Below are 15,367 nucleotides of genomic sequence, written 5' to 3' on the forward strand. Positions count from 1 at the left end.
CTTCAACTCCTCAGGGCGGCCACCGGTGCCAGGCGCGCCGCGCGCCGGGCTGGCACCCACACGGCCAGCTGGCCCAGGGCCCACAGCGCCAGTGCGCCAGCGGGCAGATAGCCCCAGGGCAGGCGCGGCAGCTCATAGCTCTGCATCAGCAGCTGGCTCAGGGCCCAGGCACCGGCCATACCGATGAGGATGCCGGTCGTCGTCAGCAGCAGGTTCTCGAGCTGGAAGTAGCGCAGGATCTGGCCCTGGGTGGCGCCCAGAGCGCGGCGCGTGCCGATCATGCGGGTGCGCTGCTGCACCCAGAAGCTCGCCAGGCCGACGATGCCCATGGCCGTCACCAGCAGCAGCGACACGCAGACACCGCCCATCAGCCAGGCCATGGCGCGGTCCTGGGCGTAGAAGGACGAACGCATCTCGGTCAGGCGCTGGCTCTGCGTGACGACACGGCCCTGGTCGCCTTCTTCGAGCACCGCGGCCGCGGCCTTGATGCGCGAGTCCAGCTGGCCCGGCTCGGCGCGGATCACGTACGAGCCGCCGCCGCGCAGCGGCAAGATCATGGCGGCACCATCACCGTCGCCACGAGCGCGGTGCAGCTGCGTGTGCGTCAGCGTCTGGACGACGCCGATGATGGTCGACGGCGAGCGGCCGAAGATATAGACCTGCTTGCCCAACGCCGGCTGGCCGGGGAAGAGCTTGTCGGCCATCACCTTGTTGATGATGAGCTGCGGGATCTTGGGATCGGAGACGCTGAAGGTCTGGAAGTTGTCGAGCACCTCGTCGGCCGTGAAGTTGCGCCCCTCCAGCAGCTTGAGCCCGAAGGTCGGGATCATCTGTTCATCGGCCGCGTATTGCGCTGCGCTGATGCGCAGGCCCTTGTTGTCGGGCTCGAGCGAGACGCCGCTGTTATTGCTGTTGTTGCCGTAGACGATCTGGTTGGGCACCGTGGCCGCCTTGATGCCTGGCAGCGCACGCAGCCGCGTGAGGTCCTCGGACACGATGCCGGCGGTGCGCTCGGGCGGCTGGGGCTTGCTGCCGCGCAGGGTCAGCACGCCGATCTCGGTCTCGGCCATGCCGCTGTCGGTGTTCAGCGCCTCGACGCGGGTCTGGATCAGGTGCAGCGCATTGGTGACGATGGCGCAGGTCAGCGCCACCTCCAGCACGATGAGGCCGGCCGCGATGCGGTGGCGGCGCAGCGTCGACAGGATGGGCGCGAGATCGCTCAGGGCCCGGCCGAACGCCCCGAGGGGGTTGCCGGTGGCGCGGGCTGGCGGGACGATGGACAGCGTGGAGGAGTCAGACATCACTGCACCTTCAGTTGGACGGCGGGGGTGACGAGGGCGGCACGCCAGGCCGGCAGCAGGCCGGCGAGCAGGCTGGCCAGCAGGGCCAGGCCCAGCGTCAGGGCCAGCATGCTGGCGTCGAGCTCGGCCAGCTTGGCGTAGTCGTTCGGGCTCTGGCGCACCAGCCACAGCCCGCCCTGGGCGAAAAGCAGGCCCAGCAGCGCGCCGGCCAGGCCGAGCAGGCCGGCCTCGACGACGAACTGCTTGAAGATGTCGCCGCGCGTCGCACCGAGTGCGCGGCGCACGCCGATCTCGCCGCTGCGACGCAGCGTCTTGGCCAGCAACAGGCCCACCATGTTGACGACGCAGACGGCCAGGAAACCAAAGGCCAGCCAGGTCTGCAGGCGCACGTCGGCGGGCAGCACCTTCTGCGCGCCCAGCCAGTCCATCACGTTGCGCAGGCGCACATTCGTCGGTCGCTCGTAGCGGCCGGCCTTGCGCTGAGCCTCGGAGTAGGCGACGAGGTAGTCGCGGTAGGCGGCGGCCTCCTCGGGCTTGGCGAACTCGACCCAGTACTGGATCCACGAGCAGCTCGCGTTCAGGTCCAGCGAGGTGCCGCCGTTGGCGCCCTTGGCCCAGCAGTTCATATTGCCCCAGTGGCCCATCTTCAGCAGCATGGCCGTCGAGAACGGCAGGTAGAAGTCCTCGGTCTCGGTGTAGCTGCCCAGGGTCAGGTCCCAGAAATGGGGCTGCACCTTCCAGGGCTTGAGCACGCCGACGATGCGCAGCGGCTGGCCGCGCACGATGACTTCCTTGCCCAGGCTGTTGCCGCCGCCGAACAGCTTCTCGTTGAGCGACGCCGAGATGACGGCGACACGCGCCTCGCCTTCGTCGTCGGCCGCGCTCCAGCCGCCGCCGTATTGCCACGGCGCGTCGAACATCGCGAAGAAGTCGGCCGACGTCATGCGCACGCTCGAGAAGATCGGCTTGGTCTGCGCATCGGGCAGGCCCACGGCGGTGTTGAAGCCGCTGGACATCGCCTGGCGCAGCGCCTTCTTGTCGCGCAGCAGTGCCGTCGCGTCATAGCGGCTCAGGTCGAAGTTGGGCTCTTCACCGGCCTTCCAGCTGACGATGTCCGACGCGTCGAGCTGCACGTTGAATAGGCGAGCGCTCTTGGCGGGAATGGGGTCGCCGGAGAGCACGTGATAGACGGTCAACGTCGTCATGCAGGCGCCGATGCCCAGGGCGAGCGCCATCACCATCAACGCGGAGAGGCCCTTGGCGGCAAGCGTGTTGCGCCAGGCGAGTTCGAGGTAGTGAAGAAACATCAGCGGTTCTCCAGAAGAGCGTTGACGGTGGCCAGTTCGGCGTCACCGAGGGAGCCGGCCGCCTGGTGCAGGGCGAGCAGGGCCAGCACATGGCGGTGGCGGGCCTGGGTCTGCGCGTTCTGCGCGCCGGCCAGGGTCTGGATGGCGAGGAGCAGGTCGGTGGTGCTGCGCGTGCCAAGGGTCAGCCCGGTGCGCGTGGCTTCGAGCGCGCGCTCGGCGGCCTCGACGGCGACCTGCGCGGAGCGCAGCTGCACCGCGCCCTGGCCCACGGCGAGGTGCTGCGCCCTCACCTCGCGCAGCACGGCGCGGCGGCCGGCTTCGAGCTGCTCGCGGGCGGCATCCCGCTGAAAGCCGGCGCGGTCGGCCGCAGCGGCCACGGCGCCGCCGGCAAACAGCGGCACGGTCAGGCGCAGGCCGACCAGGGTCGGCGTGCGGCTGGCGTCGATGGCCGACACACCATCGCCGCGGCGCTGCGTCGTGTCCACGCCCATGCTCAGCGTCGGCAGATGGCCGGCGCGCGCGGCGGAGATGCGCTGCTCGCTGGCCTGCACGTCCAGCTGCAGGGCACGCAGCTCGGGGTTGGCCTGCAGCGCACGCGCGGTCCAGGCCTCGGCGTCGTCCGGCAGGGCTTGCGCGTCGAGGGCGCGGCGCAGCGGCTGCAAGGCGGTGGCGGGAACGCCGGTCAGCTGGGCGAGCGCCTCGCGGGCATCGGCCAGGTTCAGTTCGGCGGCCAGTGTGTTGCCACGCGCCAGCTCGCGGTAGGCGCGCGATTGGTCGGCCTCGACCTGGGCCGACAGTCCCGCCTTGAAACGCGTGTCGGCCTCGCTGACCTGGCGGGCGAAGGCTTCTTCGTTGGCGCGCGCCGTAGCCAGCTGGGCCTCGGCCGACAGCAGGCCGAAATAGGCCTCGGCCACACGGGAGCGCGCAGCCTGCTCGGCGGCGGCCAGGCGGGCCGACTGGGCCGAGGCCTGGCTGCGGCTGGCATCCCATTCGCGCAGGGCGGCCAGGTCGACGAGGGGCTGGCTGAGGCTGCTCGTTGTCGTGCGCACGCGGGCACCGCTGCCGTTCTCGCGCTGCTCGCTGCTCTGCAGGCTCCATTGCGGCAGCAGCGCCGCGCGGGCTTCGCGGGACGCCGCCTCCTGCGCGCCATTGAAGGCCGCAGCCTGGCGCAGCAGCGGGTCGGCCGCGCGCGCCTGCGCCCAGACCTGCAGCAGGTCGTCGGCTTGCGCGGTGGCGCAAGCGATCAACAGCAGGAACGCGATGGTTTTCAAGCGGCGAGCTCCGCAGCCAGGTCGACAACCTGACCGTCGATGACGTGGACATTGCGTTGCGCACGTGCGGCCAGCTGCGGGTCATGGGTGACCATGACGATGGTGGCGCCGTCGCGGTGCAGTTCTTCGAGCAGCTCCATGACGCTGCGCGCCATCGCGCTGTCGAGGTTGCCGGTGGGTTCGTCCGCCAGCAGCAGGCGCGGCTCGCCGGCCAGGGCCCGGGCGATGGCCACGCGCTGTTGCTGGCCGCCCGAGAGCTCGGCCGGGTAGTGGCGGCCGCGGGCCGACAGGCCGACGCGGGCAAGCGCATCGGCGGCGCGCTTCTTGCGCTCGGCGCCGCCGAAGCCGCGGTAGCGCAGTGGCACCTCGATGTTGTCGAGCACGCTCAGGTCGGGGATCAGGTTGAAGGCCTGAAAGATGAAGCCGATCTTCTGGTTGCGGATGCGCGAGCGCTCGGCGTCGCCCATGCGGCTGACGTCGATGCCGTCGAGCTTGTAGCTGCCGCCGCTGAAGGCTTCCAGCAGGCCAGCGATGGTCAGGAAGGTCGTCTTGCCTGAGCCCGACGGCCCGGTCACTGCGACGAACTCGCCCTCGTTGACGGTCAGGTTGAAGTCGCGCAAGGCATAGGTCTCGACCATTTCGGTGCGGTAGACCTTCTGCAGTTTTTCCATCTGAAGCATGGGGGTTGTCCTGTTCAATCGGAGTGGGTTTGGCGGCTGTGTCAGCTTTGCCGACGGCTTGGTTTGTCTAGGTGGCACTTGCTTGGTGGCAAGGTGCCGGGAGTCCCGCCCGGCGGCGGGGTAACTTTCTTCTGCGGCGCCAGAAGAAAGTCACCAAAGAAGAGGCGCTGAACCGCACACGATCGCGACGACGCCGAGAGCGGCGCGCGAAAACACTCACCTGCATTACGGGCAGACGCGACCCGCTGCGCTCTCGCTGCTGTCCCTATGACGAGCACCATCCACCGCCCCTTCACGCCGCTTAACGCCGGCTGCACGCCGGGCTCATCAGGAATACCGCGTCGCTGGGGCGACGCCACGAAGGTACTGGCAGCGATCGCGTCGCCCGAGCGACGCTGCATTAGGCTGTTCTGGTGAGCCCGGCGTGCAGCCGCGCGTCGGACGGGCTGCTGGTGCGATGGATGTTGCTCGTGACAAGTCAGACGCGAGAGCGCAGCGGTTCGCATGTGGGCATCAGCCAGACGGCTGTTGCACGGCGCAGCTCGTGCATGTGGTGCTGGTGTGCGGTTCAGGGCCTCTTCTTTGGTGACTTTCTTCTGGCCCCGCAGAAGAAAGTTACCCCGGCTGCCGGGACGGACTCCCGGCAATGCACCGAGCAAGCACGCTCTCCGCAAAAGCAACCTGATGACCCATCGCGCTCACAACCTCAATCCGCAATCAGGACGCGCTCCGCGCCCTTGAAGTTGTCCGACCCGGAGATGACGACGCGGTCCCCGGCCGAGAGGCCCGAGATCACCTCGACCCGTTCCAGCGAACGCGCACCCAGCTTGACGGCGACCTTCTCGGCCACGCCGCCCCGCACCACGTAGGCAAAGCTGCCGCCGCTCTCGTCGACGAAGCTGCCGCGGGCCACGCCCAGCACCTTGTCGCGCTTGTCCAGCAGCACTCGCACCGACAGGCGCTGGTTCTGGCGCAGCTGCTCGGGCTGTTGCCCGGCAAAGCGCAGCCGCGCGCTGACCTCGCCGTTGACGACCTCGGGCGAGACCGAGCTGACCTGGCCGGCCCAGCGCTGGCCGTTGCCGGTGATCTCGCCAGGCATGCCGGGCTGCAGCTCGCGGGCAAAGCTCTCGGCGACCTGCATCTGCACTTCCAGCGCCGACAGATCGATGACCGACAGCAGCTTGGTGTCGCGGGCGACATTGGTGCGGTCGGGGATGAAGAGCTGGCCCACCTGGCCATCCACCGGCGAGCGCACGGAGAGTTCGCTCACCTGGCGCTCCAGGTCGGCGACGAGCAGTTGCTGGCGCGCCAGCGCACTCTGCTTGGCCTGCACGTCGAGCTTGAGGCTGTCTGTCTTGAGGCCGCGCAGATCGCGGGCCTGGTCGTGCGCGAGCTTGGCCTTGGCGAGAGCGTCCTGGGCGCGCTCGACCTGCATGCGCGCCGTGGCGCCAGCCTCGAAGGCCTGGGTCTGGCGGGCCAGGTCGTTGGCGGCGGTCTGCTGGTCGATGCGGGCGTTCTCGAAGGCGCTCTGCAGCGCGGCCGTCTGTTGGCGGGCCTCGACCTCGGCGCGGGCCAGGTCGGCGCGCAAGGCATCGACATTGCTGCGCTCCTGCGCCAGGCGGTTGGTCAACTCGGGTGAGTCGACGCGGGCCAGCACCTGGTTGCGCTTGACCGGGTCACCGGCCTGCACGGCGAGCGTGACGGTGCCGGCGCCGGGCGCGAACAGCGTCGGGCTCTGCGCGGCGACGACACGGCCTTCGCCGGCGACGTCGCGCGTCAGCGGTGCCACGTCGACGGTGGCCACGGACAGCCGGGCGATGCTGACGGCCGAGTCGGCGGACAGCATCTGCTTGATTCGGCCGCCGCTCACCAGCACGAGCACGGCCACGACGACCGCGCCGCCGGCCAGCAGCAGCGGCCAGCGCCGGGACTTTTGAGCGAGGGGGCGGTCCTGTTCCGAAGTGTCGCGAAAGCGGGTGTTCATGCCCTGTCTTTCGCAAGGGATGTGCCAGCACGCGCCGCGTGAAAAATCAACGACTTGCAACCGTGACATGTGTCCGCGGACAGGTGGCGGACAGTCCGTACAAGGTCCGCAACGGGCAGCAGCGTTTGCTTACGAAAGCGCACAACTGGTGGCGAGACGACACGACTGGCCGGCTCCAACAATCGCGCCGCTTCGGAGACTGAAATGACTCTCGCCCGACTTTGCCTGCTGGCCGCGCTGACCAGCCTGAGCTGGCCCGCGCTGGCTAACGATCTGCCGCCGTCGACGATGACGGAGTCGGAGGCGCGCCGCTTCCTCGGCCAGGCCAGCTTCGGGCCGACGGACGCCAGCGTCACCGATGTGATGGCCCGCGGCCGCGCCGCCTGGCTGTCGAGTCAGTTCAACCTCGCCAACTCCGACTTCAGCGGCGTGCCCTATGTCGACCCCGACTCGAGCAAGGGCTGCCCCACGGGCGCGCCGGCAACCTGCAAACGCGACAACTACACCCTGTTCCCGGTGCAGGTGCAGTTCTTCGCCAACGCCGTCAACCAGCCCGACCAACTGCGCCAGCGCACGGCCCTGGCGCTGTCGGAGATCCTGGTCGTGTCGGGCAATGTCATCAAGCTGCCCAATGCGATGGCCGACTACCAGCGCATCTTTTTGCGCAACGCCTTCGGCAACTTCCGCGACGTGCTCAAGGAGGTGACGCTGTCCCCGGCCATGGGGCGCTTCCTGAACATGGCCAACAACGACAAGCCCAGCCCGACCAAGGGTATCGAGCCCAACGAGAACTACGCCCGCGAGGTGCTGCAGCTGTTCTCCATCGGCCTGTCCCAGCTCAACCTCGACGGCAGCCTGCAGCTCGATGCCAAGGGCCAGCCCATCCCCAGCTACGACCAGGACACGGTCGAGGGCTTCGCCCACGCCTTCACCGGCTGGACGTATGCGCCGCGGCCGGGCGCGACGAAGAACAAGTTCGGCAACCCGAGCTATTACGACGCGCCCATGGTCGCCTTCGACGACCACCACGACAAGGGCACGAAGAAGCTGCTGAGCGGCACCGTGCTGCCCGGTGGCCAGACGGCGCAGGCCGACCTCGACGCGGCCATCGACAACATCTTCAACCACCCCAATGTCGGCCCCTTCATCGGCCGCCAGCTGATCCAGCAGCTCGTCACGGCCAACCCCAGCCCGGCCTATGTGCTGCGAGTGGCCACGGCCTTCAACGGCGGGGCCCTCGTCAACGGCCAGCGCAGCAAGCGCGGCGACATGAAGGCCGTGCTGACGGCCATCCTGACCGACGCCGAGGCCGCCTCCCCACAGGCGCCCGCCAACTTCGGCAAGCTGCGCGAACCCATCCTGCAGCTGACCCACCTGCTGCGCAGCATGGGCGGCGTCAGCGATGGCGTCTGGCTGCGCAGCCAGGCCGCGAGCCTGGGCCAGACGGTCTACAGCCCGGCCAGCGTCTTCAACTTCTTCCCGCCCGACTACGACCTCCCCGACAACCCCAGCCTGGACGGCCCAGCCTTTGGCGTCTTCAACGCCAGCGCCGCCTTCAAGTTGAGCGGCGTGCTGCAGACGGCGCTGAACGGCAAGGGCGTGGCGGCCGACGCTTCCGTGCCCGGCGCCACCGGCACCAAGATCGACCTGGCCCGCTGGCAGGCTCTGGCCACCACGCCGACCAGCCTCGTCGCCGAGATCAACCGCGTGCTCTTCGCCGGCCGCGCCAGCACGGCGCTGCAGGCGGCCCTGTTAAAGGCCGCGCAGATTGCGCCGGCCACCAAGCCGCTGGACCGCGCCAAGGCGGCATTGTTCCTGGCGGCCATGTCCCCCGAATACCTCGTGGAGAACTGAAATGCTGTCCCGACGCCATCTGCTCTCCCACGCCGCGGCATTCGCCGGTGCCTCTGCCCTGCCCTCTCTCGCTGCGCCGCTGCTGGGCAGCGACTACCGCGCCCTCGTCTGCGTCTTCCTCTACGGCGGCAACGACGGCAACAACATGGTCGTGCCGATGGACACCGCCGGCTACGCGGCCTACGCCCGGGCACGCGGCACGGCCGGCGCCGGTGGGCTGACGCTGCCGCAATCGGCCCTCGCACCGCTGAACGGCGGCGGCGTCGGCCTGCACCCGGCGCTGACGCCGCTGGCCGACATCTGGAATCAGGGCCACCTGGCCGTGCAGGCCAATGTCGGGCCGCTGGTGAAGCCCATGACCAAGGCCGAGTTCAACGGTTCAGGAGCCCAGCGACCGAGCAACCTCTTCTCGCACGACGACCAGCAGGACCAGTGGCAGCGCGGCCAGTCCTTCAGCGGCAATGCGGCCACGTCGGTCACCGGCTGGGGCGGCCGGATCGCCGATTTGCAGGCCGCCAATGGCGTCGTCCCCATGGCCCTGTCGGTCAGCGGCAACAACGTCTTCATGAACGGCGCGACCCAAGCCGGCCTGACGGTCGGCAGCGGCACCAGCTTCGCGATCAAGGGCTTTGGCAACAACCCCGGCGCCAGCCCCCTCTACCAGCTCTACCAGGGCCTGCTGCAGCAGCCCTATGCCAACGCCGAGGAACGCGCCGCGGCCAGCGTGCTCAACCAGGCCCTCAAGGCCAGCAATGCCTTGAACACGGCCCTGTCCGGCACCGGCAGCATCGCCGGCCTCTTCAACGGACTGGGCAGCAACGTCGCCCAGCAGTTGCTGACCGTGGCCAAGATGATCGAGGGCCGCTCGGGTCTGGGCGTCTCGCGCCAGCTCTTCTTCGTCAGCATGGGCGGCTTCGACACCCACAACGACCAGCTCAACCAGCAGCAGGCCCTGTTCTCGGACCTCGGCCCCGCGCTGAAGGCCTTCTACGATGCGATGCAGCAGCTCGGCGTTCCCAACGCGGTGACCACCTTCACCGCCAGCGATTTCGCGCGCACCTTGCAACCCGCTTCGGGCGGCGGCACCGACCACGCCTGGGGCAACCACCAGTTCGTGCTCGGCGGCGCCGTCAAGGGCGGGCTCTACGGCCGCATGCCCCAACTCGTTCTCGCCGGGCCGGACGACATGTCCGACGAGGGCCGCTGGCTGCCGACCACGTCGGTCGACCAGATGAGCGCGACGCTGGCCAGTTGGTTCGGTGTCGGCGCGGCCGACCTGGGCGCGGTTTTCCCCCACCTGGCCAACTTCAACGTGAAGAACCTGGGCTACTTCGGCTGATGACAAAACTGGCAGGGGCCGCTGGTACAACCGTCCCATGCCCGACACCTACTCCATCCAGTGCCGCTGCGGCCAGCTCCGCGGCCTGCTGCAGCCCACACGCCCGTCCAATCGCTGTGTCTGCCATTGCTCCGACTGCCAGGCCTTTGCCCGATACCTGGGCGCGCAAGACGCGCTGGACAGCCAGGGCGGCAGCGACATCGTGCAGGTCCCGGCCTCTCACGTCGTGTTCACGCAGGGCCAGGACCGGCTGACCTGCATCCGCCTGACCGCCAAAGGCATGCTGCGCTGGTACGCGAGCTGCTGCCGCACGCCGATCGGCAACACTCTCGCAGACCGGAAGGCCGATTTCGTCGGCCTGATCCATACGGGCCTCGGTCAGGACAAGGCCGCGCTCGCGGCGTCGTTCGGACCGGTCACGATGCGTGTGGGCGTCGACGGCGCCCTGGGCGACAGCAAGCCGAAAGCGGCGGGCATGTTCAGCGGCATCGCCAAGACCCTTGCCATGATCATCATGGGCCGTCTGCGCGGGACCTACCGCGCCAGCCCCTTCTTCGATCCGCAGACCGGCACCCCCGTTGCGAAGCCCCGGGTGCTGTCCACCAAGGAACTTGCGGCGGCCAAGCGCGTCGGCTGAACGCAGCTACTTCGCCTGAAGCTCTTCGCAGGGCTGGATCATCAGGCCGTAGTTGGCCTCCTTGGCATACAGGAAGCGCCCGCTGCTGACTTCGAACAGCAGCTCGGTCGAAACGATGCGGCCCCACCAGGCGCGCAGGAAAAGCAGATCCTCGTTCAGCCACTGCACCTCGACGTTCTGGGCCAGCTCGGCGAAGTCCAGCCGCCAGGCGCGCTTGGGGCCCTGCAGCGTGTAGATCTCGATGGTGTTGACGCGGGGCACGCCCTCCTTCGTCGAGTCGATGGTCACCAGACGATGGAAGGCCGCCGTGTCGTGGGGTGAGCGCGGCTTGTACTCGGGGTCGCTGTCGTCCAGCTCGCGCTCCGGCCGGGCGGCCAGGCGCTTGACCGACACATGACCCGCCAGCGGCACCAGACGCGGCGCGGAATACTCGACGCTGACGGCGTCGCAACGGGGGGCAGCCTGAGCATTGCAGGCAAGGATCAGCAGGGCGAGAGCGGTGTGGCGCATGGGGCGGGACGCTGGAGGTGGCGGGATGCTGCCAGCCTCAACGCCCCGCGCCGCAGCGGGATGACTTCGTTCGTGGGGGGCGGGCGGCTTTCAGGCGCCGACCGCGACAAGGAAGCAGTAGGCCAGCACCGCGCCCCACAGGCACAGCCCGAACAACGAGGAAGCGCTTCGCATCATGTCGTTCTCCCATCCGTTAGAACGCGGCTGCCGGCGCCTCAGGCACGCAGCAGCTTGTCCGCATAACGCCAAGTTTGCGGGGCTTGGGGAAACACTGTTGCCAGTGCGGTTTCCGACAGGCCGAGATGGCGCTGCAGCAACGGCGTCAGCACCTGGCGGAAGTCAGTGCGCACGGCCAGGTCACGTCCGTCGGCCAGGGCGCTGGCGTCCAGGCCCGGCCATTCGCCCAGCATCTGCCCGCCGGCGACCGGGCCGCCGAGCAGCCAGATGACGTTGCCGCGGCCATGGTCGGTGCCGCCGTTGCCGTTCTGGCGCAACGTGCGGCCGAACTCGCTGACGACGACGATGACGGTGTCCCTGTAGGTGTCGCCCAGGCCCACGCTCAGCGCATCCAGGCCCTCGCCCAGGCTGGCCAGGCGGTTGGCGAGCTGGCCGCGAGCGGCACCCTGGTTGACGTGGGTGTCCCAGCCGCCCACCGCCGTGAAGGCGAGCTGGGTGTGGGCGTCCTTGCGGATCAGCGTGCCCAGGCGCCGCGCATCGGCGGCAAAGCTGCGGGCCGACGGCGCGCCGGCGTCGGCGCTCGGGTCCATGGACTTCGCCTCACCGCCGGCCATGCTGCGGCTCATCTCGCCGCGGCCCTGCGTGGTGTCGCGCAGCGTGCCGCTGAGCTGGGCGTCGTTGGCATAGAGCTTGGCCAACCCGCTTTGCATCTGCGGGTCGTCGATGGCGCGGCGCTGCATCGCATTGGGCCCAAGGCCGAGGCTGGCGACGCTGGCCGTGCCGGCAAAGATGCGCGGCGGCGTGCTGCCCTGGCTGATCGCGCGCGTTGGCGCCGGCTCACCCGGCAGGGCCGTCAGCAGCCGGTTCATCCAGCCATCGGGCGTGGACTTGCGACCCGGCGTACCGGACTCGAGGTAGTCCTGGGCGTCGAAATGCGAGCGCGTCGGGTCGGGCGAGCCGCTGGCATGCACGAAGGCGAGCTGGCCGCCGTCCCAGTGGCGCTTCAGCGGGCTCAAGGATGGATGCAGGCCGAACAGCGAATCGAGCTTGATGAGGCCATCCTCCGCGCCCGGTGCCGCGAGCGCAATCTGCGGGCGGCTGGTGGCGTACTCGCGCTCGCCATAGGGCGCGACGACCGACAGGCCGTCCACCGCGCCGCGCAGCATGACGACGACGAGCTTCTTCTGGGTGCCCCCCTGGGCGTGCACCAGAGACACAGGCAGGCCGCCGAGGGTGAAGGCACCGAAGTGCAGCAATTGACGACGCAGCATGGCGGTCACCTCTTCATGAAATCAGGGCTGGCGAGCAGCAGGGCAACCTGCTGGCCGGCGGGCTCGGCGGCCAACGTGCGGCGCGTGGGTTCACTGACCGACGCACCCAGGGTGCTGGTCAGCTTCTCGGCGCTGATGCCACTGCGCTGGCCCAGCGTCGTCGCCAGTTGCACGCGCTGCGTCAGCGCCTCGGGGTTGCGCCAGGCGGCCGCAGTGTTCTTGTAGCCATCGGGCGTTTGTGCGCCGTAAAGAGGCTGGCCCGCCTGCGCCAGCGCGGCGAGCAGATTGCGCGGGTCGGCCGGCTGCAGGTCCAGCGCGCGCAGGCTGGACAGCAGGTATTGGTAGGGCGTCTTGAACTTGGCCTGGTAGGCCTCGCGGCTCCAGAACTCATCGGCGCGGATCAAGGTGCGCGCGAACTCGCGCAGGTCGCCGCCGCTGGCCTTGAAGTTGTCGGCGAGCTTTTGCACCAGGCTGGCCGGCGGGTCGTCGGCCACAAAGGCCTGGGCGAACTTGGTGGCCAGATGGCGGGCCGTGGCGGGATGGGTGGCCAGCACGTCCAGCGCGTGCTCGCCCTCGGCCTGGCCGGCGCCCTTGACGCTATGGCCCAGCCAGGTCTTGCTGCCGTTGTCATGCTTGCGCGGCTCGAAGGCGAACAGGTCGCCCGTGCCGCCGACCAGCGCCTTGCGCGTGTCCAGGCCCCAGCCGGTCAACATGCGCGCCAGCTCGGTCACGTCACGCTGCGCGTAGCCACCGTCCACGCCCAGCGTGTGCAGTTCCATCAGCTCGCGGGCGTAGTTCTCGTTGAGGCCGCTGGGCACCCGGGCCTTCAGCTCCGGCCGCTCGGCCAGGAAGCGGCGCGCGCGCTGCGGCGGCTCATAGCCGGCGACGACGCTCTGGGCGTTGTCGAGGTAGATCAGCATGGCCGGGTGCTTGGCGGTTGCGCCCAGCATGTCGCGGAAGCGCCCGAGCACATGGGGCCGGATGGCGCGCTGCTCGTAATCGGCCACGAGCACGCCGACCACGTTCTTGCCCGCAAAGACGTTGAAGTGGTTGAACCAGAACTCGGTCAGCACCTCTTCGAGCTGGGCCGGGCTCAGCAGCGCACGCGACAGACGGGCCGTCGCGGCCTGGCCGACGAGGGGGCGGATCTTGTCGCGCACGGCATTGATCGCATCGGCATCGGTCTTCATGCCCTGGGCCTGCTCACGCCGGGCCTCGCGGGCGGCCTTCACCGCCTCGCGGTAGCGCCCCAGCAGCTCGGCCTGGCCGAGCTGGAGCACCTCCAGGCTGGCCAGGCGGGCGCTCAGGCCTTCAGGCTGCGGCAGGCGGCGCGGTTCCAGTTGCTCGCTGAGGAAGCGCTCCAGCCATTTGTCGGCGCCTTGCGCGGCGATCGCGGCGGCGTCGGTCGGGCGCGGGCCGTAGCCCAGGCGGTTGAGCGCGTGCAGGGCTCGCTCATCGGCGCCCAGGGCCGGAGCTGCAACCGCAACAGCCGCCTGACTGCGGCGCGCCGCCAGCATGACGCCGCCAGCCAGGGCGGCGGCACTGCTCAGCACAAAGCGGCGGTTTTTCATGGGGACCTCTCCGGTTTCTTGAACCAGAGAATCGCCCGATTCACGCAAGCTCGTATGGCCGATGCGCAAAGATTTGTAGCGAGGGGCCCCTCTCGCCCGAGGCTGGCCGGCTAGGGGACGATTCGGCGCTCGGCCCGCAAATTCATTGGCCGCGAAGCCAATGCTCAAGGCTGCGCAGCGTGGCGGCTAAGTCAAGAGGCTTGTTCCAGTAGCCGTCAAAGCCATGGCGGCGCGCCAGCTGGGAAGCGACGAACTCGGACTCGGCCGTCACCAGCAGGGCCGGCACACCGTCGGGCAGGCCGGCAGCGCGCAGCTGGGTCAGCAATTCGTCGCCACCAATATCGGGCAGGCGCAGATCGCACAACAGCAAATCGACGCGATCCTGCGCCACCAGGCGTCGGGCATCCGCGCCGCTGCGCGCCACCAGCAGGCTACAGCCGGGGCGCAGCTCCAGGATGCCTTGCATCAGCATCACGTTGACGGGATCGTCCTCGACGTAGAGAACCTGGCTTGTCGTCATGCCCGCCCCTTCAAAAGCAGACGGCAGGCTGCAAGCGCCTGGATCGGGCAACACGGCATCGGCAGGGGACAGGCATAGGAACATGACTCGGGATTTTGCGCTGATTATCAAATCTATTAATACGAATGATCAATGCAACCGCCCCTGAACGGGTGGCGTCGCGCTGGATTTGCCAAATATTGCAAGGCGGCCGCGGCGAAAATCGCCTAGGCGCGACGACGCAGTTCGGCCAGCGCCCGCGACAGCGGCAGCCAGCCGTCGGGCAAGGGCCTGCCTGGCGCCCCGTCCGCCGCCGCCATCTCCAGCGCGCGGGCCTGGGCGGCCAGGGCGGGATGGCCCAGCAGCTCCAGCACGGCCTTCAGGCCATGAGCGACGCGGCGCAATGCGGGCGCATCGCCGCTGGCGACGGCCGCATTGCCCTGCGCGAGATCATCCGCAAAGCGGTCCAGGCAGCCGGCGCGAAAACTCTCGTACAGGGCCCGATCGCCGCCGAAATGCTGCAGCACCGGGTCAACGCCCGTGGCCAAGGCCGCGACCGGTGCGGTGGCCAGGGCGCGCCCCCGCAGCAGCTCGCTGACCGTGTCCAGCAACTCGGTCAGCGGCACGGGTTTGCGCAACGTGCGCACGACGCCGCGGGCGGCCAGCGCCGCATGATGGTCGGGGTGAACGCCAGCGCTGAAAATCACCCACGGTGGCGCACCGGCAGCCTGGGCCAGGCCCTCTGCGAGCAGGGTTTCGGCGGAGCCGTCGGGCAGCATCAGGTCGCTGACGACGAGCTGCCAGCCGCCGCCAGCCAGCGCGTCGCGGGCATCGGCCAGGCGGCGTACGACGCTCAGCTCGACCGCCGGCGCCGCCGGGTCATGGTCCGGCAGCTCCTCGAGAGCCAATTCGACGAAGCGGGCAATCGAGACGTCATCCTCGATCAGCAGCAAGCGCGCGGGCATA

The 15,367-nt window shown here is 69.2% G+C and carries 13 protein-coding genes; 3 read left to right on the forward strand and 10 right to left on the reverse strand.

Annotated features, from left to right (window positions below):
• Positions 1 to 2: 2 nt before the first annotated feature.
• The 5 genes from ASC91_RS27825 to ASC91_RS27845 form a co-directional block, all read right to left on the reverse strand.
• Positions 3 to 1,301 carry an ABC transporter permease gene (locus ASC91_RS27825; protein WP_082533075.1) on the reverse strand — a complete coding sequence of 433 codons (1,299 nt, stop codon included), beginning with the start codon at positions 1,299 to 1,301 and terminating at the stop codon, positions 3 to 5.
• Positions 1,301 to 2,608 carry an ABC transporter permease gene (locus ASC91_RS27830; RefSeq protein WP_056205381.1) on the reverse strand — a complete coding sequence of 436 codons (1,308 nt, stop codon included), beginning with the start codon at positions 2,606 to 2,608 and terminating at the stop codon, positions 1,301 to 1,303. The genes ASC91_RS27825 and ASC91_RS27830 overlap by 1 nt, the downstream gene beginning before the upstream one ends.
• Complete coding sequence (locus ASC91_RS27835) at positions 2,608 to 3,879, reverse strand: TolC family outer membrane protein (protein WP_056205383.1); 1,272 nt, start codon at positions 3,877 to 3,879, stop codon at positions 2,608 to 2,610. The genes ASC91_RS27830 and ASC91_RS27835 overlap by 1 nt, the downstream gene beginning before the upstream one ends.
• Positions 3,876 to 4,559 (reverse strand): ABC transporter ATP-binding protein, encoded by a 684-nt coding sequence (locus tag ASC91_RS27840; protein WP_056205385.1) that lies wholly within the window; start codon positions 4,557 to 4,559, stop codon positions 3,876 to 3,878. The genes ASC91_RS27835 and ASC91_RS27840 overlap by 4 nt, the downstream gene beginning before the upstream one ends.
• A 706-nt stretch (positions 4,560 to 5,265) precedes the next feature.
• Complete coding sequence (locus ASC91_RS27845; protein ID WP_056205387.1) at positions 5,266 to 6,543, reverse strand: efflux RND transporter periplasmic adaptor subunit; 1,278 nt, start codon at positions 6,541 to 6,543, stop codon at positions 5,266 to 5,268.
• A gap of 204 nt (positions 6,544 to 6,747) precedes the next feature.
• Here ASC91_RS27845 and ASC91_RS27850 point away from each other — a divergent pair, with 204 nt between their 5' ends.
• The 3 genes from ASC91_RS27850 to ASC91_RS27860 are packed head-to-tail and all read left to right on the forward strand — an operon-like array spanning position 6,748 to position 10,373.
• Positions 6,748 to 8,397 carry a DUF1800 family protein gene (locus ASC91_RS27850; protein ID WP_056205389.1) on the forward strand — a complete coding sequence of 550 codons (1,650 nt, stop codon included), beginning with the start codon at positions 6,748 to 6,750 and terminating at the stop codon, positions 8,395 to 8,397.
• 1 nt (position 8,398) lies between these two features.
• The gene (locus ASC91_RS27855; protein WP_056205391.1) at positions 8,399 to 9,736 is read left to right on the forward strand and encodes a DUF1501 domain-containing protein; all 1,338 of its coding nucleotides are present in this window, start codon (positions 8,399 to 8,401) and stop codon (positions 9,734 to 9,736) included.
• Between the two features lie 37 nt (positions 9,737 to 9,773).
• Positions 9,774 to 10,373, forward strand: a complete 600-nt coding sequence (locus ASC91_RS27860) for a DUF6151 family protein (RefSeq protein ID WP_056205393.1) — start codon at positions 9,774 to 9,776, stop codon at positions 10,371 to 10,373.
• Between the two features lie 6 nt (positions 10,374 to 10,379).
• Here the strand turns inward: ASC91_RS27860 and ASC91_RS27865 are convergent, their stop codons facing one another.
• The 5 genes from ASC91_RS27865 to ASC91_RS27885 all read right to left on the reverse strand — a co-directional run bounded on the left by ASC91_RS27865 (position 10,380) and on the right by ASC91_RS27885 (position 15,366).
• A complete protein-coding gene (locus ASC91_RS27865) occupies positions 10,380 to 10,883 on the reverse strand; it encodes a hypothetical protein (protein ID WP_056205395.1) in 504 nt (167 codons plus the stop codon).
• Between the two features lie 215 nt (positions 10,884 to 11,098).
• A complete protein-coding gene (locus ASC91_RS27870) occupies positions 11,099 to 12,331 on the reverse strand; it encodes a DUF1501 domain-containing protein (protein ID WP_056205684.1) in 1,233 nt (410 codons plus the stop codon).
• A gap of 5 nt (positions 12,332 to 12,336) precedes the next feature.
• A complete protein-coding gene (locus tag ASC91_RS27875) occupies positions 12,337 to 13,902 on the reverse strand; it encodes a DUF1800 domain-containing protein (protein ID WP_056205398.1) in 1,566 nt (521 codons plus the stop codon).
• Between the two features lie 142 nt (positions 13,903 to 14,044).
• The gene (locus ASC91_RS27880) at positions 14,045 to 14,422 is read right to left on the reverse strand and encodes a response regulator (RefSeq protein WP_056205400.1); all 378 of its coding nucleotides are present in this window, start codon (positions 14,420 to 14,422) and stop codon (positions 14,045 to 14,047) included.
• 206 nt (positions 14,423 to 14,628) lie between these two features.
• Positions 14,629 to 15,366, reverse strand: a complete 738-nt coding sequence (locus ASC91_RS27885) for an Hpt domain-containing protein (RefSeq protein ID WP_056205403.1) — start codon at positions 15,364 to 15,366, stop codon at positions 14,629 to 14,631.
• Position 15,367: the final 1 nt, after the last annotated feature.

The sequence above is a fragment of the Pelomonas sp. Root1237 genome (assembly GCF_001425055.1).
Classification (GTDB): domain Bacteria; phylum Pseudomonadota; class Gammaproteobacteria; order Burkholderiales; family Burkholderiaceae_C; genus Pelomonas.